Source organism: Micromonospora sp. LHW51205, from assembly GCF_003315815.1.
Lineage (GTDB): Bacteria > Actinomycetota > Actinomycetes > Mycobacteriales > Micromonosporaceae > Micromonospora > Micromonospora chalcea.
Genome location: NZ_QMEZ01000001.1, coordinates 635,128 through 659,566, shown reverse-complemented (window position 1 = coordinate 659,566; position 24,439 = coordinate 635,128). Strand labels below are relative to the sequence as shown.

Here is a 24,439-nt window from a genome sequence, read left to right as displayed (position 1 = left end):
ATGGCCGGCGGCAACCGCTTCCGGTACGGGCAGTGGCGCGGCGGACCCGACCCGCTCGCCCCGCCGTACGACGTGCGCGCCGCGGTGGACGCGGTCGGCTCGGACGTGCTCGCCGGCGGCAGCCTGCGCGAGTCGCTGCGCGAGCTGCTGCGGCGCGGCCCGCAGGGGCGGGGCGGCCTGGACGACCTGGCCGCCCGCGCCCGCCGCCTGCGCCGGGAGGCGCTGCGCCGCGGCGACCTGGACGGCGCCGTAACCCGGGCCCGCGCGCTGCTCGACCAGGCGCTCGCCGCCGAACGCGACGAGCTGCGCGGCCGCGACGGCGACGACGCCCGGTTCGCCGAGGCCGTGCTCGACAACCTGCCCCGCTCCACCGCCCGCGCGGTGTCGGAGCTTTCCGGGTACGACTGGGCCAGCGCCGAGGCCCGGCAGACCTACCAGCGCATCCTCGACGGGTTGCGTGGCGACGTGCTGGAGCAGCGCTTCGCCGGGCTGCGCGACGCGGCGCGGGCCGCCGCCGACCCGGCCGCCCAGCGGCAGCTCGCCGAGATGATGCGCGACCTCAACGACCTGCTCGCCCGGCACGCCCGCTCGGAGGACACCACCGACGCGTTCGCCGAGTTCATGGGGCGGCACGGGGAGTTCTTCCCGGAACGGCCCAGGAACGTCGACGAGCTGATCGACGTGCTGGCCCGGCGGGCGGCTGCAGGTGAGCGACTGATGCGGTCGCTGTCCGACCGGCAGCGCGAGGAACTGGCCGGACTGATGCGCCAGTCGCTCGGCGACCGGCTCGCCGGTGAGTTGTCCCAGCTCGACGCGCACCTGCGGTCGCTGCGGCCGGACCTGAACTGGCAGCGCGGCGAGCGCGTACGCGGCGACCAGCCGCTCGGCTACGGCGAGGCCACCGGCGCGCTCGACGAGATCGCCGAACTCGACGAGCTGCTGGACTCCCTCGACCAGGACCAGCCCGGCGCCACGCTCGACGACGTCGACGTGGAGGCGGTCGCCCGCACGCTGGGCCGTGACGCCGCCGACGACGTACGCCGGTTGCAGGAACTGGAACGCGAACTGCGCCGCCAGGGCTGGGTCACCCGCGACGCGGAAGGGCTGACGCTCAGCCCGAAGGCGCTGCGCCGGCTCGCGAGCACCGCGCTGCGGCGCGTCTTCTCCGACCTGACCGCCGGCCCGCGCGGCCAGCACGACCTGCGCACCGCGGGCGCGGCCGGCGAGGTGAGCGGGGCGTCCCGCCCCTGGGAGTACGGCGACGAGCAGCCGCTGGACGTGGTGCGCACACTCACCCGCGCGGTACGCCGGGCCGGCCCCGGAGTGCCGGTGCCGCTCGCGGTCGAGGACTTCGAGGTGGTGGAGACCGAACGGCGGGCGTCGGCGGCCGTGGTGCTCTGCGTCGACCTGTCGTACTCGATGATCTCGCAGGGGCGCTGGGGCCCGATGAAACAGACCGCGCTGGCCCTGTCGCACCTGATGGCCACCCGGTTCCCGCAGGACGCGCTGCAGATCGTCGGCTTCGGCCGGGAGGCGATGCCGCTGACCCAGCAGGAACTGGCGGCGGTGGAGCCGGACATGCAGCAGGGAACCAACCTCCAGCACGCGCTGCGGCTAGCCGGCCGGCACCTGCGCCGCCACCCTGGTGCCGAGCCGGTGGTGCTCGTGGTCACCGACGGCGAGCCGACCGCGCACCTGGACCCGGAGGACGGCGAGGCGTACTTCCACTGGCCGCCGCTACCGGAGACCATCTCGGCGACGATCCGGGAGGTGGACCGGCTGACCCGGTACGGCGCGACGCTCAACCTGTTCATGCTGGGCGACGATCCGGGGCTGCGCCGGTTCGTGGACGCGGTGGCGCGGCGCTCGGGTGGCCGGATGTTCACCCCCGACCTGGACGACCTGGGCGAGTACGTGGTGTCCGACTACCTACGAGCCCGCCACGGCCGCCGCTGACCCGCGCTCCCTCGTCCTCCCGCTCCCGTCCCCCGCCTCCCCGCAGTTCTCCCATGTTCTCGTCGATCTTGGAGTTGTGGCGCCCAGGATGCCCGGCTTGACACCTTTCGCGAGGCACCACAACTCCAAGATCCCCGACCCCAGGCCCCCTGAGTGCGCGCGATCTTGCACTTTGGTACCCCGCAAACCGGGCAAATCGGGTGCTCGGAGGGCGCAAACTGCAAGATCGCGGGACCGGTCGCGGCCGCTCTCGCCCCCGTCCAGCGCACCGCCCTGCCCGCTCGCGTCGATCATGAACTTGGCGGCACCTGGTGTCCGTTATGTCGCCGCTAACCTCATGATCAACCCTGTGGTGGGTGCCCGGGGAGGCTTCTTCGAGGGTGATCAAGGGGTTTGTGTCCTTGTGGGTGCCGGAAAGGGCCGCAAACTCCTTGATCGCCGGGGTGCAGAGCGAGGTGTCCGGATGGGCTGGGCGAGTCTGGTCGGTGGTGTGCGGGTTGTCGGGTTCGGGGGTGGTGGGCGGCACTTTGGGGGTGGAATCGTGGGCGGGCCGGTGGCGTTGTAACCGGGTGAACGATCGAGCAGGGCCGCGCCCCCGGAGCGAGGGGGTGCGGGCTGTGGGAACAGTGCCGGTCGTTGAGTACGTGCGGCGGCGTGAGCCGCGGGGAATCATCCCGCCCGGCTGGTCGTTGAGCATGGTTCCGACGACGTGAGCCCCGCGCCGCACCCCCGACAGCGTGAGCTGGCCCGGGAATGATGCCGGGCCGACGGTCGTTGGACATGCTTCCGGTGCCGCGTAGAGGCCCCCCAGCCCCGCGAGCAGCCGAGATCCCCTGAGACTTTCTTGAGCGCCTGACGGTGCCCACGCACCCCCGGTCCCCCCGGGGGGTGTGTCGACCCCCGAATGGAGCCCCCATCATGAACACGATTCTGCGTAAGAGCGTTCTGGGTGTTGCTGGTCTGGCTTTCACCGGTGGCGTGTTCGCCGGCCCGGTCGCCGCCCACGCGGCCGACACCACCCACGCGGTCAAGCCGGTCACCGCCACGGTGCAGGGTGACAAGCTGATCCCGCACGGCGTGCAGGGCGCCCAGTCCCGCATCGACCTCAATGACGAGCAGACCAAGAACGTGAAGGCGATCATCGCGGCGACGAAGAAGGCCGGCATGGACGAGCGTGCCGCGGTCGTGTCGATCGCTACCGCGTTGCAGGAGTCGAAGCTGGAGAACCTCGGCCACCTCGGTGACCGTAACGACCACGACTCGCAGGGCCTGTTCCAGCAGCGCCCCTCCTCCGGTTGGGGCACGGTCGAGCAGATCACCGACCCCGAGTACTCCACCACCGCGTTCCTGAAGGGTCTGAAGCAGGTCGACGGCTGGCAGGACATGCCGCTGACCAAGGCCGCCCAGACCGTCCAGGTCTCCGCCTACCCGGACCACTACGCCCAGTGGGAGCAGCAGGCCGCCGACCTCGTCGCTGAGCACTGGAACAAGTAAGAGATACGAAGGCGGCACCCCGAACCAACGGGGTGCCGGCCTTCACGCCTGTCCGGACCCGTCCGGGTGAACCGGGCGCGGTAGCCGGGGTGGGCGCGGCAGCGGCGGGGGTTGGATGCGGGACATGGACGAGGTGGACGTCGCGGCACTGCGGCAGGCGTACGACGAACTGTTCGCGGAGATCGACGCGGGCGGGTTCGGGCCGCCGCCGGAGGGGCAACTCAGCGCTGAGCAAATCGTCGCGCACCTCGCCGCCAACGACGAGCTGATGAGCGAGGCGACCGAGGCGGTGCTGGCCGGTTCGCCGTTCGCCTACTACGACCTGGACACCATTCACCGGCCGCAGTTGGACGCGCTGGTGTCCGAGTGCGGCGGGCTGGACGGCCTGGCGGTGCTGTTCCGGGCCACCAGCCAGAAGCTGTGCGCGCTGGCCGACCGGCTCGGCCCGGCGGCGGAGACACCTGTGGACACGGTGCTACGCGAGGGCTTCGACCTGGACGTGGACGACTCGCTGCCCTGGGGCAGGGCGCTGGACCTGCACATCCGCGTGCACCTGCCGCTGCACCTGACCCAGCTCCGCGCCCTGCGCCGCCAGCCCCACCTCGCCTGACCGCGGGACCGCCCGCCGCCGATCCGCCCCGCCGCTGATCATGGAGTTGTGGCGGTGGACAACTCCGGCACGTCCGGCCTTCCAGGCGCCACAACTCCAAGATCGACGGGAGCGGGGCGCGGGGAACGCGGGGACGTCGCGGGGGACGCCGCGGGGGAAGGGTGGCGGAACGTGCGGCGGTAGGCGGTGGGGGCCACGCCGACCCGGGCGTGGAAGTGCTGGCGGAGCGCGGCTGTGGTGCCGAAACCAGCGTCCTGGGCGATGCGGTCGACGCTCAGGTCGGTGGTCTCCAGCAGCACCCGGGCGTGCTCGGTGCGCTGCTGGAGCAGCCACTGCGCCGGGCTGAGCCCGGTCTCGGAGCGGAAGTGCCGGGTGAACGTGCGGACGCTCATCCGTGCGTGCGCGGCCATCTCGCGCAACGCCACCGGCTCGTGCAGGCGCTGCCGGGCCCACTCGCGGGTGGCGGCGGTGCCGTGGTCGGTGCCCCGGGGCACCGGCCGTTCGATGTACTGGGCCTGCCCGCCGTCCCGCCACGGCGGCACCACGCAGCGCCGGGCCGCCCGGTTGGCCGCCGCGCTGCCGTGGTCGGTGCGGACGACGTGCAGGCACAGGTCGATGCCGGCGGCCACCCCGGCCGAGGTGAGCACGCGCCCGTCGTCGACGAAGAGCACGTCGGGGTCGAGGCGTACGCCGGGGTGCAGGCGACGGAAGCGTGGGGCGTACGCCCAGTGGGTGGTGGCCGGGCGGCCGTCGAGCAGACCGGCGGCGGCCAGCACGAACGCGCCGGTGCAGATGGACATGACGCGCGCTCCCCGGGTGTACGCGGCGCGCAGCGCGTCGGCCGCCTCGGCGGCCACCGTGCCGTCGAGCAGTGGCGCGCCGGCGTGGATGCCGGGGACGATCACGGTGTCGGCGGTGTCGAGGAGTTCCAGGCCGTGGTCGGGGAGCACCTGGAAGCCGGCGCTGCTGCGTACCGGCTGCCCGCCGGGGGTGCACGTGGCGACGAGGTACAGGGGGACGCCGCCGTCGGTGCGGGCGGCGCCGAAGACCTGGGCGGGGGTGCCGAGGTCGAGTGCCACCACGCCGTCGAGGGCGAGGACGGCGACCCGGTGCGGTACGGACATGGCCCGATTATTGCGCACGATGGCTTTCCGGCCACTCGTCGGCGAGGCCACCCCGGTCCGAGACTCGGCTGGTGAACCGATCCCGCCTGCACCCGGCCTGGCTCGTCGCCGCCGTCGCCTTCGTCGCGCTCGTCGGCGCGGCCGGTTTCCGAGCCACCCCGGGCGTGCTGCTGCACCCGCTGCACGCCGAGTTCGGCTGGCCGCTGGCGACCATCTCCGCCGCCGTCTCGGTCAACCTGCTGCTGTACGGGCTCACCGCGCCGTTCGCCGCCGCGCTGATGGACCGGTTCGGCATCCGCCGGGTGGTGGCCGGCGCGCTGGTGCTGGTGGCCGCCGGAAGTGGCCTGACCGTGGCGATGACCGAGAGCTGGCAGCTCATTCTGTGCTGGGGCGTCCTCGTCGGGCTGGGCACCGGCTCGATGGCCCTGGCGTTCGTGGCGACGGTGACCGGGCGCTGGTTCGTCAAGCGCCGGGGCCTGGTGACGGGTGTGCTCACCGCGGGTGGGGCGGCCGGGCAGCTGGTCTTCCTCCCGCTGCTGGCGGTGCTGGTGCGCGACCACGGCTGGCGCACGGCGGCACTCGTCGTGGCCGGGGCCGCGCTGGCGGTCGTACCCCTTGTGGTGTGGTTGTTGCGCGAGCACCCGGCGGATCTGGGGCGGCCCGCCTACGGCGCGACGGAGGTCGTGCCGCCGGCCCGGCCGGAGGGCGGCGCGGCGGCCCGGGCGGTCGGCGCGCTCGCCGCCGCCGCGCGGACGCGGCCGTTCTGGCTGCTCGCCGCTGGTTTCGCGATCTGCGGCGCGACCACGAACGGCCTGGTGGGTACGCACTTCGTGCCGGCCGCGCACGACCACGGCATGCCGGAGACCACAGCGGCCGGGCTGCTCGCCCTGGTCGGGCTCTTCGACATCGCCGGTTCGATCGCCTCCGGCTGGCTCACCGACCGGGTCGACGCGCGGCTGCTGCTCGGCGCCTACTACGCGTTGCGCGGGGCGTCGCTGCTGGTGCTGCCGAGCCTGTTCGCCGGGTCGGCCCGGCCGAGCATGCTGGTCTTCATCGTCTTCTACGGGCTGGACTGGGTGGCGACGGTGCCGCCCACCGTGGCGCTGTGCCGGGAGTGGTTCGGCGCGTCCGGGGCGGTGGTGTTCGGCTGGGTGTTCGCCGCGCACCAGTTCGGGGCCGCGCTCGCGGCCACCGGCGCGGGCCTGGTCCGGGACCGGCTCGGCGACTACGCGATGGCCTGGTACGTGGCGGGCGCGCTGTCGGTCGGCGCGGCCGGGCTGTCGCTGCTGCTGCGCCGCCGTCCCGCCGACGAACCGGCGTTCGCGCTCCCGGTGGTCGCGGGCCGGCGGGCCTGGAGCTATCGGGGTTGACGTCCGCGCTGCCGGTCAGCCGACCGCCCACTGCTGCTCCGGAGCGCCGCTGCACGGCGCCTGCTCCAGCTCACGGCCGGGCTCGGTGCCCGCGTCGTCGACCTGCGCGCACTTGCCGCTGTGCACGGCGACCAGCAGCGCCACGCCGTCGCCGGCCTGCTGGAACCGCCACTGCTGGTTGGCCTGCCCGTTGCAGGACCACTGCTGCACGTCCGTGCCGTCGTCGGTCTTCGCCTCGTTGACGTCCAGGCACTTGCTGCTCGCGGCGTTGACCAGCAGGTAGGTGTCGTTCGTGACCGGCGTGACCACCCACTGCTGCTCGGGCCCGCCGGTGCAGTCGGCGAGCGCGGCCTGCGCGCCCTCGGCCTCGTCGCCGGTCACGCCGAGGCAGCGCCCGGACGGCACGCCCCGGAGCACCTTCGGCGTGGCCACCGGCGCGGCCGGGGTGGTCGGCGCCGCGCTCGGCGAGGGCGACGGCGTGGGCTCCGCCGACGGTTCCGCGCTCGGCTCGCTCGCCGTCGCGGTCGGCACTGCCGCCGCCGGCACCACCGGCCGCTCGTCGCCACCGCCGAGCACGCCGGTGGCGAAGAAGGCCCCGAGGAGTACGCCGGTCACGCCGACGCCCAGCGCGATCCGCATCAGCGGGTCCTGCGGCAGCCGGAGACCACGGGCGCCACGGGCGCGGCGGGCCCCGTAGACGGTGCCGGACGGGTCGGAGTGCGGGTCGGCCATGGGAGCATGGTGACCCACCGGGGCCGCCGGGTGCCAGTCACCCCGGCGGTACGGTGACTCAGTCGACGACCCGGACGTCCTTCCAGAACGCCACCCGGTCGCGGACCATCTCCGCCTCCGGCTTCGGGTCGCTGTAGTACCAGACGGCGTCCGGGCTGGTCACGCCGCCGTGTTCGAGCGTGTAGTAGGAGGCGGTGCCCTTCCACGGGCAGACCGTGTGGGTGTCGGAAGGGCGGATCAGGTCCTCGCGCAGGGCCGTACGGGGGAAGTAGTGGTTGCCCTCGACCAGCACCGTGTCGTCGCTCTCGGCAACGACGAGGTCGTTCCAGACGGCTTTCGGCATGTCCTCCACGCTATGCCGCCGGCCCTCCACCGGCCACCGCTCAGCGCGTCGGCTCCTCGTCTGTCACGTCGGCCACAGTCGCGCCGAGCGCGGCCAGCGCGGTGTCCGCGTCGACGGCGACGGCGAGGCCGTGCTCGCCCGCGCCGAGCGTGATCTCCCGGCCGCGCAGCCGCTCGTCGGCGACCACCGGCCAGGCGGTGGTGGAGCCGAACGGCGTGATGGTGCCGCGCGCGTACCCGGTGGCGGCCTTCGCCGCCTCGGCGTCCGGCATCGACAGCCGGCTGACACCGAGCAGGGCGCGCAGCTTCGGCCAGGAGATCACCCGGCCGCCGGGGGTCAGCACGAACAGCAGGTCGCCCTCGCCGCGGCGGACCACGATCGTCTTGACCACGTCCGGCACCTCGACGCCGCGCGCCGCGGCCGCCTCGGCGAGGCTCGCCACCGGGCCGTGCCGGATGACCCGGTACGGCAGGCCGGTGTGGTCGAGAGCGGTCAGCGCGGGATTCGCCATGGCGGTCACGGTAACGCGCGCGCCGACCGTGAGTCGGCGAGGCCATCGTGGACGTCCCCCGAATTGTCGTACCCGCGCGTAAGGTGATCTCATGCACGCTGTCCGTGATCATGAACGGGCGGTGGACACGCTGCGGCGCTCCTACGCCGCGGTGCCCGCCGGGGAACCCGTACGGCTGGCCAAGCAGACCTCGAACCTCTTCCGGCCACGTTCCGCTCCACGTACGCCGGGTCTGGACGTGAGCGGCCTGACCGGGGTGCTCGCCGTCGACCCGGCGGCCCGCACCGCCGACGTGCAGGGCATGTGCACCTACGAGGATCTGGTCGACGCGACGCTGCCGCACGGCCTGATGCCGCTTGTCGTGCCGCAGTTGCGCACGATCACGCTGGGCGGCGCGGTGACCGGGCTGGGCATCGAGTCCACCTCCTTCCGCAACGGCCTGCCGCACGAGTCGGTGCTGGAGATGGACGTGCTCACCGGCTCGGGAGAGATCGTCACCACCCGGCCCCGGGGCGAGCATGCCGAGCTGCACCGGGCCTTCCCCAACTCGCTGGGCAGCCTCGGCTACGCCACCCGGCTGCGCATCGAGCTGCAACCGGTACGCCGTCACATGGCGCTGCGCAACATCCGGTTCACCCGGCTGGAGGAACTGGTCGACGCGGTCGGCGAGGTGGTGGCCAAGGGCGCCTGGGGCGGCGAGCCGGTCGACGCCATGGACGGGGTGATGTTCAGCCCCGGCGAGGCGTACCTCGTGCTCGGCACGTTCACCGACGAGGCCGAGGACGGTCCGTCCGACTACACCGGCCAGGAGATCTACTACCGCTCGTTGCGCCGGCGCACCCGGGACACGCTCACCGCGTACGACTATCTCTGGCGCTGGGACACCGACTGGTTCTGGTGTTCGGCGGCGTTCGGGGTGCAGCACCCGGTGGTGCGGCGGCTGTGGCCGCGGCGCTACCGGCGCAGCGACGTCTACCACCGGATCGTGCGGCTGGAGCACCGGCACCAGGTGGCCGCGCGCGTCGACAGGTGGCGGGGCCGCCCGGCCCGCGAACGGGTGGTGCAGGACGTGGAGGTCCCGCTGGACCGCACGCCCGAGTTCCTGCGCTGGTTCGCGGCGAACGTGGGCATGACGCCGGTGTGGCTGTGCCCGCTGCGGCTGCGCGAGCCCGCCGGCCCCGGGTCGGCGAAGGCGTGGCCGCTATATCCGCTCCGACCGGGCGAAACGTATGTGAACATCGGCTTCTGGGGAAGCGTGCCCATCGCGGCGGGCGCCGCCGACGGGGACGTCAACCGCCAGATCGAGCGCATGGTGTCGGAGGTGGGCGGTCACAAGTCGCTCTACTCCGACGCGTACTACGACCGGGGCGAGTTCGACCGGCTCTACGGCGGGGAGACCTGGCGCGCCGTGAAGGACCGCTACGACCCGGACCACCGACTCACCGGACTGTACGAGAAGGCGGTAACCCGAGCATGAGTCTGACCGACCGAACACCGGGGGCGGCGAGCGCCCCGGCCGGCCCGCCGGCGGGCGGCCGGCGTACCGGACCCACAGTCGCGGACGTGGTCCGCGCGGTCACCACCGGCGACCTGCCCGTCCGGGTGACCGGCTACGACGGCAGCGCGGTGGGCCCGGCCGACGCCGGCATCACCCTGGCGATCCACACCGAGCGCGGCCTGTCCTACCTGCTCACCGCGCCCGGCGACCTGGGCATGGCCCGGGCCTACGTCAGCGGCGACCTCGGGCTGGAGGGTGTGCACCCGGGCGACCCGTACGAGGCGCTGCGGGTCATCAAGGACGAGGTGCCGTTGCGGATCCCGGCGATGAGCGAGGCGCTCGCGCTGGTCCGCGGGCTGGGCTGGGAACGGCTGCGTCCGCCGCCGCCCCCGCCGCAGGAGGCGGCCCCGCGCTGGCGGCGGCTGATGACCGGGCTGCGTCACTCGCGTACCCGGGACAGCAGCGCGATCTCGCACCACTACGACGTGTCGAACGCCTTCTACGAGAAGGTGCTCGGGCCGTCCATGACGTACACCTGCGCGGTCTTCCGCAGCCCCGGCGACACCCTCGAAGAGGCGCAGCGGGCCAAGTACGACCTGGTCGCCGGCAAGCTGGCGCTCAAGCCGGGAATGCGGCTGCTGGACGTCGGCTGCGGCTGGGGCGGCATGGTCCGGCACGCGGCCCGGGAGTACGGCGTCAAGGCGCTCGGCGTCACCCTGTCCCGCGCGCAGGCCGAGTGGGCACGGGCCGCGATCGAGCGGGAGGGGCTGAGCGAGCTGGCGGAGGTGCGCCACCTCGACTACCGGGACGCGCCGCACGAGCAGTTCGACGCGATCTCCTCGATCGGGCTGACCGAGCACATCGGCGTGCGCAACTACCCGGCCTACTTCGGCGCGCTGCGCTCCCGGCTCAAGCCCGGCGGGCGGCTGCTCAACCACTGCATCACCCGGGCCGACAACCGGGCGCCGCACCGCTCCGGCGCGTTCATCGACAGGTACGTCTTCCCGGACGGCGAGCTGGCCGGTCCGGGCCGTCTGATCAGCGAGATCCACGACGCCGGGTTCGAGGTGCACCACGAGGAGAACCTGCGCCAGCACTACGCGCTGACGCTCGCCGGCTGGTGCCGCAACCTGGTCGAGCACTGGGACTTCTGCGTCGGCGAGGTCGGGCCGGGCACCGCCAAGGTGTGGGGCCTCTACATGGCCGGCTCCCGGCTGGCGTTCGAGCGCAACGGCATCCAGCTGCACCACGTGCTCGCCACGCACAACGGCCCGGAAGGGGTGAACGGGTACCCGCTGCGTCCGGACTGGACGCCCTGACCGGTCGTACCGACGAGAGGCCGCGCGGACCGCGCGGCCTCTCGTCGAAGTCATTGACAAAGAAGTTTTGTACGTACAAACTGATTTTGCCATGAGAGACGTCCTGTACCTGGAACAGCGCGAGCAGGCCGAAGCCCTGCTCAAGCCGCAGCGCATCGAGGTGCTGCGGCAACTGGCCGAACCCCGCACCTGCACCGAGGTCGCGGCCCGGCTGGAACAGACGCCGCAGCGCGTCTACTACCACGTCAAGCAGCTCGTCGCGGCCGGGCTGGCCGAGCAGGTGGCGCAGCGCCAGGTGCGCGGCATCACCGAGGGCATCTACCAGGCCGCCGCCCGGTCGTACTGGCTCTCGCCCCGCCTGGTCGGCCGCATCGGCGGCGCCCGCCGCGCCCGCGACGAGCTGAGCCTGGGCTACCTGCTCGACCTCATGGAAGAGGTCCAGGCCGACATCGCCGCGCTCGACCGCGCCGCCCCCGAACTGCCGTCCATCGGCGTCTCCGGCGAGATCCGGGTGCCCGCCGAGCGGCGGCAGGAGTTCCTGCACGACCTGCAGACGACGCTGCAGGACCTGTTCACGCGCTACGGCGGCGCCGAGGGCGACGCCTTCAAACTCGCCGTGGCCTGCTACCCGAAAGGCGACACGCATGACTGAGCCGATGACCATCCGCGCCCGCCTCGCCGCACCCGTGGCCACCGTCCGCCGGGCCCTGACCGACCCCGCCGAGCTGCGCGTCTGGCTGGCCGAGCACGCCGAGGTCGAGCTGCCCCGGCGGTACGAGTTCTGGGGCCGCTACACGCCCGAGGGCGACGCGCCACACCAGCGGCTGCTGCACGTCGACGACCGGACGCTGCGCTTCGCGTGGACGCTCGACGGGGTGGAGACCACCACCGAGTTCGAACTGGAGCCCGACGGCGACGGCACGATACTCACGCTGCGGCAGAGCCACTTCGACTACGCGGAGGCGATGAGCGGCAGCAGCATCCGGGGCGTGCTCCAGACGTACTGGTACCTGGCGATCGCCCACCTCAACGACCACCTGGACGGCCGGCCGCTGCTGCCGCGTACCGACTTCACCTCCGCCGACCTGAGCGGCGAGGTGGTCATCGACGCCCCGATGGACAAGGTGTGGACGTCGCTCACCGACTCGGAGCAGGTCACCGCCTGGTTCGGCTATCCCATCGGCGTCGAGCCCTGGGAGGGCGGCCGGTACGCGATGGGCGGCCTCGACGCCGGTGAGGCCGCGAAGGTGTTCGACGTGACGCCGGGGCGGGCGCTGTCCATCGACTGGGGGCCCGTCGGCGTGACGTCCTGGGAACTGGCGGAGTCCGACGGCCGGACGAAGCTGACGTTCGTGCAGTCCGGCTTCGACGAGGGCAACCCGCCGTACGCGGCGTGGAGCGGCAACGTGGCCGGGTGGGCCGAGCTGCGGCGCTTCCACGAGGTGCCCAACTGGAAGCCGATCTGGCTGTAAGGAAGGGCCCCCTCTTAACGCCTCCGGTAGAGGAGGGGGCCCCTTTTAACACGGCGCCCGGGTGGGTAATGCCGGGCGATGTTCTTCATCTTCGGGCTGCGGACCAAGGTCGTCCGGTCCGGCGTCGTCACCGAGGTCTGCCGCAACTGCGGCAACCAGGCCGCCCAGGTGATCACCCGCCGGGTCACCAAGTTCAGCCTCTTCTTCGTCCCGCTGATCCCGCTGCGCACCCGGTACGCGCAGCAGTGCACGTTCTGCGGCGCCGAGTACGACATCTCCCGCGCCGAGGCCCAGCGCCTCCCGGTCGGCTGACCGTGACCCGCTTCCTCTACTGGCTGATCGGCCGGCAGCCGGCCGCTCCGGCCGCCCCGCCGGTGCACACCGCCGCCCGTCCACCCTGCACGCCCGGGCGCCGGCACCACCGCCGGCGTCGCCGGGTCGCGGGCGCGCAGTCGCCCCGCTCGCCCTGGAACCGTTCCGCCGACCGCTGACGCACCGTGTTAATAAGGGGCCCTTCCTCTACCGGAGGCGTTAACAGGGGGCCCTTCCTTACACTTCATCGGGTGGAAGATCGGCTGGCACGGATCAGGGGTGGTGGGCCGCCCCGGCGGCACAACGCCCGTACCATCGCCGCGCTGACCGGCAACCCCGGCTGCACCCGCCGCGCCGTGCTGGACAGCGCGGGCGCGGACAAGCCGGCGCTGGCCGAGCGACTCGGCTTCCCGGCCCGCTTCGGTCAGTCCCGCTTCGCGATCACCCGCGGCAACGCATTCGAGGCGCAGGTGAAGGCCGACGGCGGGAAGGAACTACTGCGCCTGGTCGCGGAGCGGCTCGGCGTACCCGTCCCGGAAGGCGCGACCTGGACCGACCTCGGCGCCGACGACGACCGGCCGGAACGGTCCCGGGCGGCGCTCACCGCGAGCGGCGACGGCCCGGCGCTGTTCGACCACCCGCTGCTCGGCCTGGACGTGGCGGGTACCCGGGTGCACCTGGAACCGGATCTGGTCGCCGCCCGGCTGGCGGGCCGGTTCCACGTCGTGGAGATCAAGTCGTTCCCGGTGATCGACGGGCAGGCCGACCCGGGCAAGGTCGCCGCCGCCGCGATCCAGTCCGCCGTCTACGTGCTGGCGTTGCGCGAGCTGCTCGCCGCCGAGGGACACGACCCGGAGCTGGTGTCGCACGAGGTGGTGCTGGTCTGCCCGCGCGACTTCGCCAACCAGCCGGTGGCCAGCCTGCTCGACGTGCGCCGCCAGCTGCTGGTGCTGCGCCGCCAGCTGGCCCGGATGGCCCGGGTCGAGGACCTGCTCGCCGCCGTACCGGCCGGGTTCACGGTCGACCCGGCGGCCGATCCGGCGACGCTCGCCGCCGCGCTGCACGAGGTGCCGGCCCGCTACGCGCCTGATTGCCTGGCCGCCTGCGAGCTGGCGTACTTCTGCCGGCACGAGGCGCGCGGGCAGACCGGCGCGCTGGGCCGGCCGGTCCGCGAGGCGCTGGGCGGCGTCGAGGAGGTGGCGGACGTGCTGGCGCTCGCCGAGGGCTCGGCCGCGCCCGAGCCGGGGCAGGCGGAGGCCGCCGCGCTGCTGCGGGCCGCCGCGCGCCTGCGCGCCGACGCCCTCGCCGGGCAGACCGCATGAGTACGCTGCGCGCGCTCGCCCGGGCGCAGGCGGTCGTCTCCGGGCGGGCCCAGCCGGTGGCCACCGTCCGGCACCTGCACCTGTCGGAGCGGCCGTTGGTGCTGGTGCCGCTCGCGCTCGCCGGTGAGGCGAACGCCCCGCTCGCCGCGATGGTCGGCGCCGCGCCCGACGAGGCCCGGCTGCTGGTGGTGCCGCAGCCGCGCAACCGGGACCAGCGGTTCGCGTTCGCCGCCGAGCTGGCCGCGATCGTGCTGCCGTACCTGGACGAGTTCCGTGACCTGACCGAGGCGGTGCCGGTGGACCGGGGCCGCGACGTCCGCCACCGGTACGTCGACGCGCCGCAACTGCTGGTGCCGAACCCGGCCGGGATCACGTTCCTGCGGCTGTTCGGGCGCTCGACCCGGTTCCGCCGTACCGACGGTGACTATCCGGTGCACCAGTCGGTGCCGCTGCTGGGCCGCTGGCTGACGTTCTTCGCCGAGCGTGCCGAGCAGCCCGGCTCGTCGGCGCTGCTGGCGTTGACCGAGGCGCTGACGCTGCACTGGGCGACCGGGCAGAGCGTGGTGGAGGACCTGCACCTGCCGGCGGTGCTGGGCTGGCTGGACCCGCCGGCCGGGCTGACCGGGGCCGAGGCGGCGGCCCGCGCCGAGGACCCGGCACACTGCCCGCCGGCCGGGCCGGCCACCGACCCGGACTTCGACAACCGTCGGCTCGCCCCGGCGATCGAGGCGTACACCCGGGCCGAGGACGACCCGGCGGCCCGCGCGGCCGCGTACGACGAGCTCGCCGGCCTGCTGCGCGACCAGCTCGCGCCCACCTGGGAGCTGATGTGGCGCGGCGTCGGCCTGCTGCGGACGCTGCCGGCCGGTGCTCGGGTGGCCGGCCGGTGGGCCGGTGACCGGGACGCGTTCACCGCGCACGCCGAGCACGTCGACGCCGGGGGCGGCCCGCAGCCGCGGCGCGACGGCGCGGTGGCGGCGGCGCTGCGGTTGCAGCGGCTGGAACGGGCGTCGACCGCGTGGGCGGTGCAGCGCGCCTACGACGATCCGCTGGTGATGGCCGAGCACCGGCTGTCCGGTGAGGCGTTCGTCGGCGAGGTGACGCTCGCCGACCCGGCGCGGGTGGACGACTCCGGCAAACGGCCGGTGCTGCGCCCGCGCATCCAGGTGGTCACCACCGAGCCGGTGCCGATGCCGGTGGGCGCGAGGCTGTACTCGCCGCAGCGCCCGGCGCAGAAGGCGACTGTGGTGTTCGTGACGCCCGGCGCGGACGGCAAGACCGAGGTGGTGCTGGAACTGTCCGGCGGGATGGGCCGGGGGCTGACCGCGCCGCCCGGCAGCGTCCCGGAGGTGGGCGAGCGGATCTGCCTGACCAGCCTCTCCGACGGTTTCCTGCCGGGTGGCGCGTTCCCGGCGCCGGAGGAGACGCCGTGGACGCACGGCGGCCCGCCCGGCACGGCCGCCGCACCGCCGGACCCGGCCCCGGCGGAGGACTGGTCCTGACCGTCACGGTCCGCTGACCGACAGCCGTCGACTCTGGCGGCGGCCCCCGGCGCTGACTAGGCTTGCGCCGTCCGTCGTCCTGCCCTCGGCGTCGAGGGTGCACGTCTGGAAGAGAGCCGGAGCGCATCGTTGTACCCCAGCTCGACGTGAGCCTCGCCGCCGCTGCGCCGGCCCGTCATCCGCTCGCCGGCCGTGTCGGACTTGTCGCGGCCGCCGTCGTCGTACTCGGGGAGACGGCCTGGCTGGTCGCCCGGCTGCCCGGCGCGGCGCTGGTCAGCGACCTCGGCGCGGTGGCGGTGTCGAGCCTCGCGGCGGTGCTCTGCGTCGGCGCGGCGCGGCGCCACCCGGTCGCGCTACGCCGGTTCTGGGAGCTGCTCGCGGTCACCATGGTCCTCGCCGCGCTCGGCCGTACGGTGTGGACGGTCGAACGTCTCGGCGGGCTCGGGCTGCCGCACACGCCGCTGGTCGCCGGACTGTTCGCCGGCGGCATCGTCACCGGCACCGCCGCCCTGCTCAGTTTCCGCGCCGGCCCGCGCAGCCTGATCGGCCGGGCACGCACCCTGCTCGACGGGGTCATCGTCGGGCTGGCCCTCCTCCCGATCGGCTGGGTGGTGGTGTTCCAGGAGATCACCGAGGCCGGCCTGGCCGATCCGATGCGTACGTTCGGCCTGCTCTACCCGACGTTCGACCTGATGCAGCTCACCATCCTGGTGGCGGTCGCCGGTCCGGGCCGGCCGATGTGGCGGGCGCTCACCGTGATCGGGGCGGGCCTGGCGATCCGGGCCGGCGCGGACGCCGTCTACGTCTCCCTGGTCGCGCACGGCAACTACACGCCCGGTCACCCGGTCGACATCTGCTGGCCGCTGAGCTACCTGCTGGTCGGCCTGGCCACCCGCTATCCGCCGCCGGTCGACGAGGACGGCGACGACGACGTGGTCGAGTCACCGCTGCCGCCGTGGTGGCGGGTGGCGCTGCCGTACCTGCCGGTGGGCGGCGCGATCGTCGCGGTCATGCTGTCGCGGCGGCCCAGCGGGCAGACCCCGCACGTGGTCTTCGTCGGCATGATGGCCCTGCTCGGCGTACTGGCGCTGCGTCAGGGGCTGGCCGCGAACGAGAACCTGCGGCTGGTCGGCCGGCTGCGTCGGCTCGCGTACTCCGACCAGCTCACCGGCCTGCCGAACCGGCTGACGTTCGTCCGGCGGCTGCGGCGGGCGTTGCGCATCGGCGGGCCGGTCGCCGTGGTGCTGCTCGACCTGGACGGCTTCAAGCAGGTGAACGACAGGTTCGGGCACGCCGCCGGGGACCGGCTGCTCACCGCCACGGCGGAGCGCATGCGGGACGCGGTCGGCCCGGACGGGATGATCGCGCGGCTGGGCGGCGACGAGTTCGCGGTGCTGGTCGCCGGGGACCGCGCGGTGCCGCCCGAGCGGCTCGCGATCCGGCTGCTGGCCGCGCTGGAGCCGCTGCCCGGCGAGGAGGACCTGGGAGTGCACCCGTCGGCGAGCATCGGCATCGCCGAGTACGGGCCGCAGCACGCCTCGCACACCGACCTGCTCCGCGACGCCGACATCGCCATGTACGCGGCGAAGGCGGCCGGCAAGGCCGCGTACCGCACGTGCACGCCGCAACTGCGCGAGTCGGCGGTCAGCCGCGCCGAGCTGATCGCCGACCTGCGCCGGGCGGTGGACGAGGGCCAGTTGCTGATGGAGTTCCAGCCGATCGTCGACCTCGACACCGGCGCGGTACGCAGCGCCGAGGCGCTGGTGCGCTGGCGGCATCCCCGCCTCGGCGTGCTCACCCCGGCCCGGTTCCTGCCGCTGGCGGAGGAGACCGGGCTGATCGTGGCGATCGACAGGTGGGTCATCCACGAGGCGTGCCGGGCCGCCGCGACCTGGCGAGCGCACGCGCCGGAGGTGACGGTCGCGGTCAACATCGCCGCCGCCCACCTGTGCCGGCCCGACCTGATCGCCACCGTCACCGGCGCGGTCGCCGCGGCCGGCCTGCCGCCCCGCGCGCTCACCCTGGAACTCACCGAGTCCGCGCTGATCGAGGGCAGCGAGGCGGTGCTGGACCGGCTGTCCCAGCTGCGTGACCTCGGCATCCGTATCGCCATCGACGACTTCGGCACCGGGTACTCCTCGCTGAGCTATCTGCACCGCATCCCGGCCACCGAGCTGAAGATCGACAGGTCGTTCGTGTCCCGGCTGGACGCCGGGGACAGCCGCGCGTACGCCACAGTCGAGATGGTGAACCGGCTGGCCGGCGCGTTCGACCTGGCCGTGGTGGCCGAGGGGGTGGAGACGGTCGCGCAGCACGCGGCGGTCACCGCGATCGGCTGCCGGCAGGGCCAGGGCTGGCGGTACGGCCGCCCGGCCGCCCTGACCGATCTGCTTCCCGCGTTGTCCGGGGCGGGCGCGGACCGCTGACCGGCCCGGGTCCACGGGGGCCGAAGGTCCCGGACGGGACAGGGGGTTCGACCCTGCTCACGGGCGGTCCGGCACCGCCATGATGGTTCTCGTCAACAAGACGAACACACCCTCCACACGGGAGCTTGATATGAAGCGACGGACTCTCGACCTGCTGTTCAGCATCGGTGGGCTGGGCCTGGCGGTCCTGCTGCTCGTCGTCGGCGTCGTCCTGACGACGAACGCCAACTTCGCCAACGACTACGTACGCAGCCAGCTCGGCGAGCAGAACATCACCTTCACCCCGGCGGACAAGCTCTCCGACGAGGAGAAGAAGTCGGACTGCCTGCGCGAGTACGCCGGCCAGAAGATGACCACCGGCAAGCAGGCGGAGTGCTACGCCAACGAGTACATCGGCCTGCACCTGAAGAACATGGCCGGCGGCAAGACCTACGCCGACCTGGGCGAGCCGCAGAGCGCGCTTCGTGAGCAGGTGGCCCAGGCCGAGCAGAGCAACGCCGCGAACCTGGCCGACCTGCAGAAGCAGCTCGCCGAGGTGACCGCCCAGCGGGAGACCGTGTTCAAGGGTGAGACGCTGCGCGGCCTGCTGCTCACCTCGTACGGCTTCAGCGAGTTCGGCCGCAAGGCCGAGCAGGGCGCCCTGGCCGTGTACCTCGGCGCGGGCCTGCTCCTGCTGCTCTCCGCCGCCGGCCTGGTGCACGCCTTCCGCACCCCGCCGACCGCGACCTTCGCCGCCCCGGAGAAGGAGAAGGTCACCAACTGACCGCACCGACGACGCCCCCGGCCGATCCTGGTCGGGGGCGTCGTCGTGTTTTCCGGCTTGACCCTCACGCAGCGGAAGGCGGCAGCCTTGGTCGCGGAAGGGAGGGAACCATGGCGTACACGGTGGGGCAGGTGGCGCGGGCGGCCCGGGTGACGGTCCGGACGCTGCACCACTACGACGAGATCGGGCTGCTGCGGCCCAGCGGGCGCACGTCGGCGGGCTACCGCCGCTACGACGAGGCGGACCTGGACCGGTTGCAGCTCATCCGCTACTACCGGGAGCTGGGGTTCCCGCTGGAGGAGATCGCCGAGATCCTGGACGATCCGGACGCCGACCCGGTGGCGCACCTGCGCCGGCAGCACGAGCTGCTGTCCGGGCGGATCGGGAAGCTCCAGGAGATGGTCGCGGCGATCGAACACGCGATGGAGGCGAGGACGTTGGGGATCCAGTTGACGCCGGAGGAGCGGTTCGAGGTGTTCGGGGACTTCGACCCGGACGAGCACGCCGAGGAGGCGGAGCAGCGCTGGGGTGGCACCGAGGCGTACCGGCAGTCGCAGGAGCGCGCGGGCCGCTACTCGAAGGAGGACTGGCTGCGCAACAAGGCGGAGAACGAGGAGTGGGGGCGGCGGTTCGCCGCGCTGATGGACTCGGGCGCGCCGGCTGACGGCCCGGAGGCGATGGCGCTGGCCGAGGAGCACCGGCAGCTCGTCACCAAGTGGTGGTACGACTGCTCGTACGAGATCCACACTGGTCTGGCCGACATGTACGTGGCGGACCCGCGGTTCACCGCGTACTTCGAGGCGCTGCGGCCGGGGATGGCCGCGTACCTGAACGAGGCGATCCACGCCAACGCGATCACCCGGTCCTGACCGGGAGCGGGTGGCAGGATGGCCGGCATGCTCATCGTCGCCGGCACCCTCTACGTCGATCCGGCCCGGCGGGACGCCTACCTGGCGTCCTGCGAGGCTGCCGTCCGCGCGGCCCGGGACGCGCCCGGCTGCGTGGACTTCGCGGTCAGCGCGGACCTGGTCGAGCCGGGCCGGATCAACGTCTACGAGCGGTGGGAGTCCGACGAGCAGTTGCTGGCGTTCCGGGGTTCCGGCCCGGAGGCCGAGCAGGTGACGGAGATCCTCGGCGCCGAGGTGCACAAGTTCCGCATCTCCGGCGTCGAGGCCCCCTGACCGCCTTTAGATGAAGATGTCGAGCAGCAGGACGCCGAGGAAACCGACCACCGAGATGATGGTCTCCATCACCGACCAGCTCTTGATGGTCTGCCCGACGGTCAACCCGAAGTACTCCTTGACCAGCCAGAAGCCGGCGTCGTTGACGTGGGAGAAGAACAGCGACCCACAGCCGATGGCGAGCGCCAGCAGCGCCACCTCGGGGGCGGCGAGCGTGTCGGCCAGCGGCGCGACGATGCCGGCGGCGGTGATGGTGGCGACGGTGGCCGAGCCGGTGGCGACCCGGATGCCGACAGCTACCAGCCAGCCGAGCAGCAGCGGGGAGAGGTTCGCGCCGTCGGCGGCGTTCGCGACCAGGTCGCCGACGCCGGCGTCGACGAGCACCTGCTTGAAGCCGCCACCGGCGGCGACGATCAGCAGGATGCCGGCGATCGGCGGCAGCGAGCCGCCGAGGAAACCGGAGACCTGGGTACGGCTGAAGCCGGACCGGTAGCCCAGGAAGATCATGGCGAAGACGACGCCGGCGAGCAGGGCGATGATCGGGGTGCCGACGATGTCCAGCGCCTTGCGGCCGGTGGTGTCCTCGCCGAGCGTCAGCTCGCCGATCGCCCGCAGCAGCATCAGCACCACCGGCAGCAGCACGGTGACCACCGCCGCCCACAGCGCCGGGGCGCGGCGCGAGCGCCGTCCGTCCGGCTCGTCGATCGCGCCGCCGGGCCGCCCGGTGCCCGGGTTGACCAGGTCGTCCTCGGTGACCAGGTCGCCGTCGGCGTCGAGCCGTCCGTCACCGGGCCGGGTCGGGCTGCGGTCGTCGGCGTCGCGCCGGGTCGGCAGCAGCTCGGCCGGGGCGGTGGCCCTCACGTACCGGGCGATGAAGTTACCGAAGACCGGCCCGGCGATGATCACCGTGGGGATCGCCACCAGCAGGCCCAGGGCGAGCGTCTGACCGAGGTTCGCGCCGAGCGCGTCGATGGCCACCAGCGGGCCCGGGTGCGGCGGCACCAGGCCGTGCAGCACCGACAGGCCGGCCAGCGCGGGAATGCCGATCTTGATCAGCGGCACGTTCACCCGCAGCGAGACGAGCAGCACGATCGGCACCAGCAGCACCACGCCGACCTCGAAGAACAGCGGCAGGCCGATGAGCGCGGCCACGCCGGCCATCGCCCAGGGCAGCGCGGTCCCGGAGACCCGGCCGACCACCCGTTCCACGATGCCGTCCGCGCCGCCGGACTCGGCCAGCAGGCCGCCGATCATCGCGCCGAGCGCGATCAGCAGGCCCACGCCGCCGACCGTGGAGCCGACCCCGCCGCTGAACGACGTGACGATCTTGTCGACGGGTACGGCGGCGACCACGCCGAGCACCGCGGCGCCGAGGATCAGCGCGAGGAACGGGTGCACCTTGCCCCACGCGATGAGCAGGACGACAGCGGCGATGCCGAGCAGGGCGGCGAGGACGAGCTGGGTGTCACCGGCGTTCGTGAGCGGTTCCGCTGGTGCGGCGAGCAGTGTGACCACGGCTATCACGCCCTTCGGTCGGTCAGCGGGGTGGTGCGGTGGGTGGGGGTTCCGGCGGCAGGCTCGGCGCCATCCGTCGCAGTGAGGCGAAAGTGGGTACCAGTGCGTCGTACAGCTCGGAGAAGAGGGGGAGCAGCGCCGCGTACGTGGCGGCGGAGGCGGGATCCGGGCGGACCGTCTCCTCGATCCGGACCAGGTCGGCGGCGACCTCGATCGATTCGATGAGGCCGAGCGCCTGCATGCCGAGCAGCGCCGCGCCGAAGCCGGACCCCTCGTGCCCGGCGGGGAACCGCACCGGCATGCCGAGCGCGTCGGCGAGGATCTGCCGCCACAGCGGGCTGCGGGCGAAGCCGCCGCTGGCGCGGACCTCGCGTACCTCGTTGCCGGCCGCCCGGACCGAGGCGAGGACCAGCGCGAGTTGCTGGCAGACGCCCTCCAGTGCGGCCCGGACCAGGTGCGCCCGGCCGTGGCCGTGGGTCAGCCCGACGTACGCGCCGCGCGGCAGCGCGCTCCAGTGTGGTGCCCGTTCGCTGAGCAGGTACGGCAGCATGATCAGCCCGCCGGAGCCGACCGGTGCCGTGGCGGCCAGGTCGAGCAGTTCCTCCTCGGCGTGCTCGCCCAGTTCGGGGGCGAGCGCGTCGTTCGCCCACTGGAGGACGATCCCGCCGTTGTTGATGGCGCCGCCGACCACCCAGCGGTCCTCGGTGAGGGCGTAGCAGAACACGCCGCCGAGCGGGTCCACGCCGGGGCGTTCCACCATCACCCGCATCGCGCCGCTGGTGCCGATCGAGCAGGCCACCACGCCGGGGCGTACCGCGCCGAGGCCGAGGTTGGCCAGCGGCCCGTCGCCGGCTCCCACCACCAGCGGGGTGTCCGCCGGCAGGCCGGTGGCCCGCGCCGCCTCGGCGGTGAGCCCGGGCAGCACGTGCGTGGTGGGTACGAGCTGGGGGAGCTGCTCCTCGGTGATGCCGGCCAGGCGTAGCGCCTCGGTGTCCCAGGCCAGCCGGTGGATGTCCATCAGCCCGCTGGCGGAGGCGACCGAGTGGTCGGTGACGAGCGCGTCGGCGAGCCGCCGCAGCACCAGATCCTTGATGCTGACCCAGTGCGCGACCCGCTCGTGCAGTTTCGGCTCCTGCTCGGCGAACCAGACCAGCTTGGGCAGCGGCGCCATCGGGTGCACCGGGGTGCCGGTGCGGCGGTGCAGCGTGAGCCCGGACGGCACCGCCCGCAGCCGCTCGGCCTGCGCGCTGGCCCGGGAGTCGGCCCAGGTGATCGACGGGGTCAGCGGGGTGCCGTCGGCGTCCAGCCCGATCAGGCTGTGCATGGCGGTGCTGAACGACAGGCCGGCGATCGGCGCGGCCAGCTCGTCGACGACCGCGCGGATGACGCCGAGCACCGCTTCGTAGATGAGGTCCGGGTCCTGCTCGGCCCAGCCGGGGTTCGGCTCCTCCAGCGGGTAACCGATCGAGTGGCTCGCCAGTTGCCGGCCGGAGGTGTCGAACGCGACCGCCTTGGAACTGGTGGTGCCGATGTCCACGCCCACCACGACGGCCGGGTCGCCCACCGGTGCACCTCCTCGCCGCCCGGGGGCCGCGGTACGCCCCGCTGTGCGGCTGACGTTACCGACGTGCTCCCGCGCGCGCATGACGAAGCAGCGCCGCCGGGAAGCGCGGGGGAGTTTCCGTCGATAGTGTCGGTCAATCAGCCGATCGGTCTAATTGGCGACTTTCGCGTGTCTTCGTACCCCTGCCGGATCGTTGACATGAATGACACCCCGATTGGTGGGCTCGCGCGGCGGAGGAGTCGGCGTGACGAAGACTGATTCGACGGGTTCCACATGGCGGTACCGGTGGGCGCACCGGCAGAACGAACGGCGGCAGCGGGCCTTCCGCGCGGCCGACGAGGCGTGGCGACGCCGCGACGACGAGTTGCGCCGCCTGCGTACGCTCGCGGTGTCCTTCCACGGCTCGGCCCAGGCGGGCGTCGGCCTGCCGATGGAGCTGGCCCCCGGTGAGGTGGTCTTCTGGACGCTCCCGGCCGCGCAACTGGTGGAGGTCCGGCACACCGCAGTGCTGCCCGCCCCCGAGCTGACGGTCGACCCCGACCCGCCCGTGCTGCGCCCGCGCCGCCCCGAGGGGGTCAAGGTGGTCGACGCCGGGCTCGCCGTGCTCACCAACCGCCGGCTGGTGCTGCTCGGCGGGCGAGGCCGGCGCGACTGGGCGTACGGCCGGATGACCGGCCTGTCCCACGACCCCGGCGCGCCGGTCACCCTGATCCAGGTGCTGGACCGGCGACGTACCTCCGGACTGCTGCTGCCCACCGGCGCGGTGGCCGACTTCCGGTTCACGCTCACGCTCGCGTTCGCCGACGCCATCGAGCAGCGCGCCGCGGTCGTGGCCGAGCTGGACGAGCTGATCGAGGAGCACGCGGCGGAGCGCCCCCAGCGCCCGCCCGTGCTCACTCCCGCCCAGGCCCGGGTCTCCGCGCTGGTGCCCGGCGGCCGGCGCACGGTGGCCGTCGGCGCGGCGCTCGCGCTCGTCGTCCCGGCGATGCTCTTCGAGTCCAACCCGCCGACCCGGGCCGGCTCGGAGCGCGCCGTCGCGGCCACCCCGGCGGCCACCGGCACTCCCGCGCCGCCGCAGGTCGCGCCCGCCGTCCAGGTCCGGCCCACCACCAGCCCCGAGCCGTCGCGCGCCCGTCCCGCGCCGCCGCGCGGCACGCCCCAGCCGCCGGTCGAGCGCCGCTGCGGCGCCCCGGCGAACCCCTTCGGGTACGACTTCTGCGGCGGCCAGCGGATCCGCAGGCCGGCCGCCGGGGTGTGCGACTGGTTCGAGTGCGTACCCGGGTTCTGGTCCGATCGGGGCTGGCTGGTGCAGTGCCGCGACGGGTCGATCAGCCGCACGGGTGGCCAGCGCGACGTGTGCGCCGGGCACCAGGGGTTGCGCCGCACCGTCTGGCGGTGAATCCGCTCGCCTCCCGTCGGGGCGTC

23 protein-coding genes are annotated in these 24,439 nt (G+C 73.5%); 17 read left to right on the top strand and 6 right to left on the bottom strand.

Going from position 1 to position 24,439, the window contains the following annotated elements:
• The 3 genes from DQE82_RS03040 to DQE82_RS03030 all read left to right on the top strand — a co-directional run bounded on the left by DQE82_RS03040 (position 1) and on the right by DQE82_RS03030 (position 4,060).
• A complete protein-coding gene (locus tag DQE82_RS03040; protein WP_113971951.1) occupies positions 1-1,956 on the top strand; it encodes a VWA domain-containing protein in 1,956 nt (651 codons plus the stop codon).
• 918 nt (positions 1,957-2,874) lie between these two features.
• Positions 2,875-3,450: a hypothetical protein gene (locus DQE82_RS03035; RefSeq protein WP_113971950.1), complete on the top strand. Its 576-nt coding sequence runs from the start codon at positions 2,875-2,877 to the stop codon at positions 3,448-3,450.
• A 133-nt stretch (positions 3,451-3,583) separates the two neighbouring features.
• Positions 3,584-4,060, top strand: a complete 477-nt coding sequence (locus DQE82_RS03030; RefSeq protein WP_199495959.1) for a hypothetical protein — start codon at positions 3,584-3,586, stop codon at positions 4,058-4,060.
• A 38-nt stretch (positions 4,061-4,098) separates the two neighbouring features.
• Here DQE82_RS03030 and DQE82_RS03025 read toward each other — a convergent pair whose 3' ends face one another.
• Positions 4,099-5,184: a GlxA family transcriptional regulator gene (locus tag DQE82_RS03025; protein ID WP_199495919.1), complete on the bottom strand. Its 1,086-nt coding sequence runs from the start codon at positions 5,182-5,184 to the stop codon at positions 4,099-4,101.
• A 71-nt stretch (positions 5,185-5,255) separates the two neighbouring features.
• Here DQE82_RS03025 and DQE82_RS03020 point away from each other — a divergent pair, with 71 nt between their 5' ends.
• Entirely contained in the window at positions 5,256-6,554 is a 1,299-nt protein-coding gene (locus tag DQE82_RS03020; protein WP_064446869.1) for an MFS transporter, read from the top strand.
• A 15-nt stretch (positions 6,555-6,569) separates the two neighbouring features.
• Here the strand turns inward: DQE82_RS03020 and DQE82_RS03015 are convergent, their stop codons facing one another.
• The 3 genes from DQE82_RS03015 to DQE82_RS03005 are packed head-to-tail and all read right to left on the bottom strand — an operon-like array spanning position 6,570 to position 8,140.
• Complete coding sequence (locus DQE82_RS03015; RefSeq protein ID WP_113971947.1) at positions 6,570-7,286, bottom strand: RICIN domain-containing protein; 717 nt, start codon at positions 7,284-7,286, stop codon at positions 6,570-6,572.
• Positions 7,287-7,344: 58 nt separating this feature from the next.
• Complete coding sequence (locus DQE82_RS03010) at positions 7,345-7,629, bottom strand: DUF427 domain-containing protein (RefSeq protein WP_043330617.1); 285 nt, start codon at positions 7,627-7,629, stop codon at positions 7,345-7,347.
• Between the two features lie 40 nt (positions 7,630-7,669).
• Entirely contained in the window at positions 7,670-8,140 is a 471-nt protein-coding gene (locus DQE82_RS03005; protein ID WP_069087588.1) for an aminoacyl-tRNA deacylase, read from the bottom strand.
• Between the two features lie 91 nt (positions 8,141-8,231).
• On the opposite strand from DQE82_RS03005, the gene DQE82_RS03000 reads away from it, so the two are divergent.
• The 12 genes from DQE82_RS03000 to DQE82_RS02950 all read left to right on the top strand — a co-directional run bounded on the left by DQE82_RS03000 (position 8,232) and on the right by DQE82_RS02950 (position 19,935).
• The gene (locus tag DQE82_RS03000; protein WP_069087569.1) at positions 8,232-9,617 is read left to right on the top strand and encodes an FAD-binding oxidoreductase; all 1,386 of its coding nucleotides are present in this window, start codon (positions 8,232-8,234) and stop codon (positions 9,615-9,617) included.
• Complete coding sequence (locus DQE82_RS02995) at positions 9,614-10,957, top strand: class I SAM-dependent methyltransferase (protein WP_069087568.1); 1,344 nt, start codon at positions 9,614-9,616, stop codon at positions 10,955-10,957. Before DQE82_RS03000 ends, DQE82_RS02995 begins: the two co-directional genes overlap by 4 nt.
• A 91-nt stretch (positions 10,958-11,048) precedes the next feature.
• Positions 11,049-11,609, top strand: a complete 561-nt coding sequence (locus DQE82_RS02990; RefSeq protein ID WP_113971946.1) for a helix-turn-helix domain-containing protein — start codon at positions 11,049-11,051, stop codon at positions 11,607-11,609.
• Positions 11,602-12,429, top strand: coding sequence for an SRPBCC domain-containing protein (locus DQE82_RS02985; protein WP_113971945.1), 828 nt, complete (start codon positions 11,602-11,604; stop codon positions 12,427-12,429). The genes DQE82_RS02990 and DQE82_RS02985 overlap by 8 nt, the downstream gene beginning before the upstream one ends.
• A 78-nt stretch (positions 12,430-12,507) precedes the next feature.
• A complete protein-coding gene (locus DQE82_RS02980; RefSeq protein WP_073830721.1) occupies positions 12,508-12,741 on the top strand; it encodes a zinc-ribbon domain-containing protein in 234 nt (77 codons plus the stop codon).
• A 2-nt stretch (positions 12,742-12,743) separates the two neighbouring features.
• Positions 12,744-12,920, top strand: a complete 177-nt coding sequence (locus DQE82_RS30625) for a hypothetical protein (RefSeq protein ID WP_157539057.1) — start codon at positions 12,744-12,746, stop codon at positions 12,918-12,920.
• 72 nt (positions 12,921-12,992) lie between these two features.
• Positions 12,993-14,063, top strand: coding sequence for a hypothetical protein (locus tag DQE82_RS02975; protein WP_043326330.1), 1,071 nt, complete (start codon positions 12,993-12,995; stop codon positions 14,061-14,063).
• The gene (locus DQE82_RS02970) at positions 14,060-15,565 is read left to right on the top strand and encodes a hypothetical protein (protein ID WP_113971944.1); all 1,506 of its coding nucleotides are present in this window, start codon (positions 14,060-14,062) and stop codon (positions 15,563-15,565) included. The genes DQE82_RS02975 and DQE82_RS02970 overlap by 4 nt, the downstream gene beginning before the upstream one ends.
• 146 nt (positions 15,566-15,711) lie before the next feature.
• Positions 15,712-17,991 carry a bifunctional diguanylate cyclase/phosphodiesterase gene (locus tag DQE82_RS02965; RefSeq protein WP_199495917.1) on the top strand — a complete coding sequence of 760 codons (2,280 nt, stop codon included), beginning with the start codon at positions 15,712-15,714 and terminating at the stop codon, positions 17,989-17,991.
• A 130-nt stretch (positions 17,992-18,121) separates the two neighbouring features.
• Positions 18,122-18,754 (top strand): hypothetical protein, encoded by a 633-nt coding sequence (locus tag DQE82_RS02960; RefSeq protein WP_043326326.1) that lies wholly within the window; start codon positions 18,122-18,124, stop codon positions 18,752-18,754.
• A gap of 110 nt (positions 18,755-18,864) precedes the next feature.
• Positions 18,865-19,623, top strand: coding sequence for a MerR family transcriptional regulator (locus DQE82_RS02955; protein WP_113971943.1), 759 nt, complete (start codon positions 18,865-18,867; stop codon positions 19,621-19,623).
• 27 nt (positions 19,624-19,650) lie between these two features.
• Positions 19,651-19,935 carry a putative quinol monooxygenase gene (locus tag DQE82_RS02950; protein WP_013474158.1) on the top strand — a complete coding sequence of 95 codons (285 nt, stop codon included), beginning with the start codon at positions 19,651-19,653 and terminating at the stop codon, positions 19,933-19,935.
• A gap of 6 nt (positions 19,936-19,941) precedes the next feature.
• On the opposite strand, the gene DQE82_RS02945 is transcribed toward DQE82_RS02950, so the two are convergent.
• Positions 19,942-21,450 carry an SLC13 family permease gene (locus DQE82_RS02945; protein ID WP_113971942.1) on the bottom strand — a complete coding sequence of 503 codons (1,509 nt, stop codon included), beginning with the start codon at positions 21,448-21,450 and terminating at the stop codon, positions 19,942-19,944.
• A 22-nt stretch (positions 21,451-21,472) separates the two neighbouring features.
• The gene (locus DQE82_RS02940; RefSeq protein WP_113971941.1) at positions 21,473-23,014 is read right to left on the bottom strand and encodes a gluconokinase; all 1,542 of its coding nucleotides are present in this window, start codon (positions 23,012-23,014) and stop codon (positions 21,473-21,475) included.
• Between the two features lie 244 nt (positions 23,015-23,258).
• On the opposite strand from DQE82_RS02940, the gene DQE82_RS02935 reads away from it, so the two are divergent.
• On the top strand, positions 23,259-24,413 hold the full coding sequence (locus DQE82_RS02935) for a hypothetical protein (protein WP_043326319.1): 1,155 nt from the start codon (positions 23,259-23,261) through the stop codon (positions 24,411-24,413).
• The last annotated feature ends 26 nt before the right edge of the window (positions 24,414-24,439 follow it).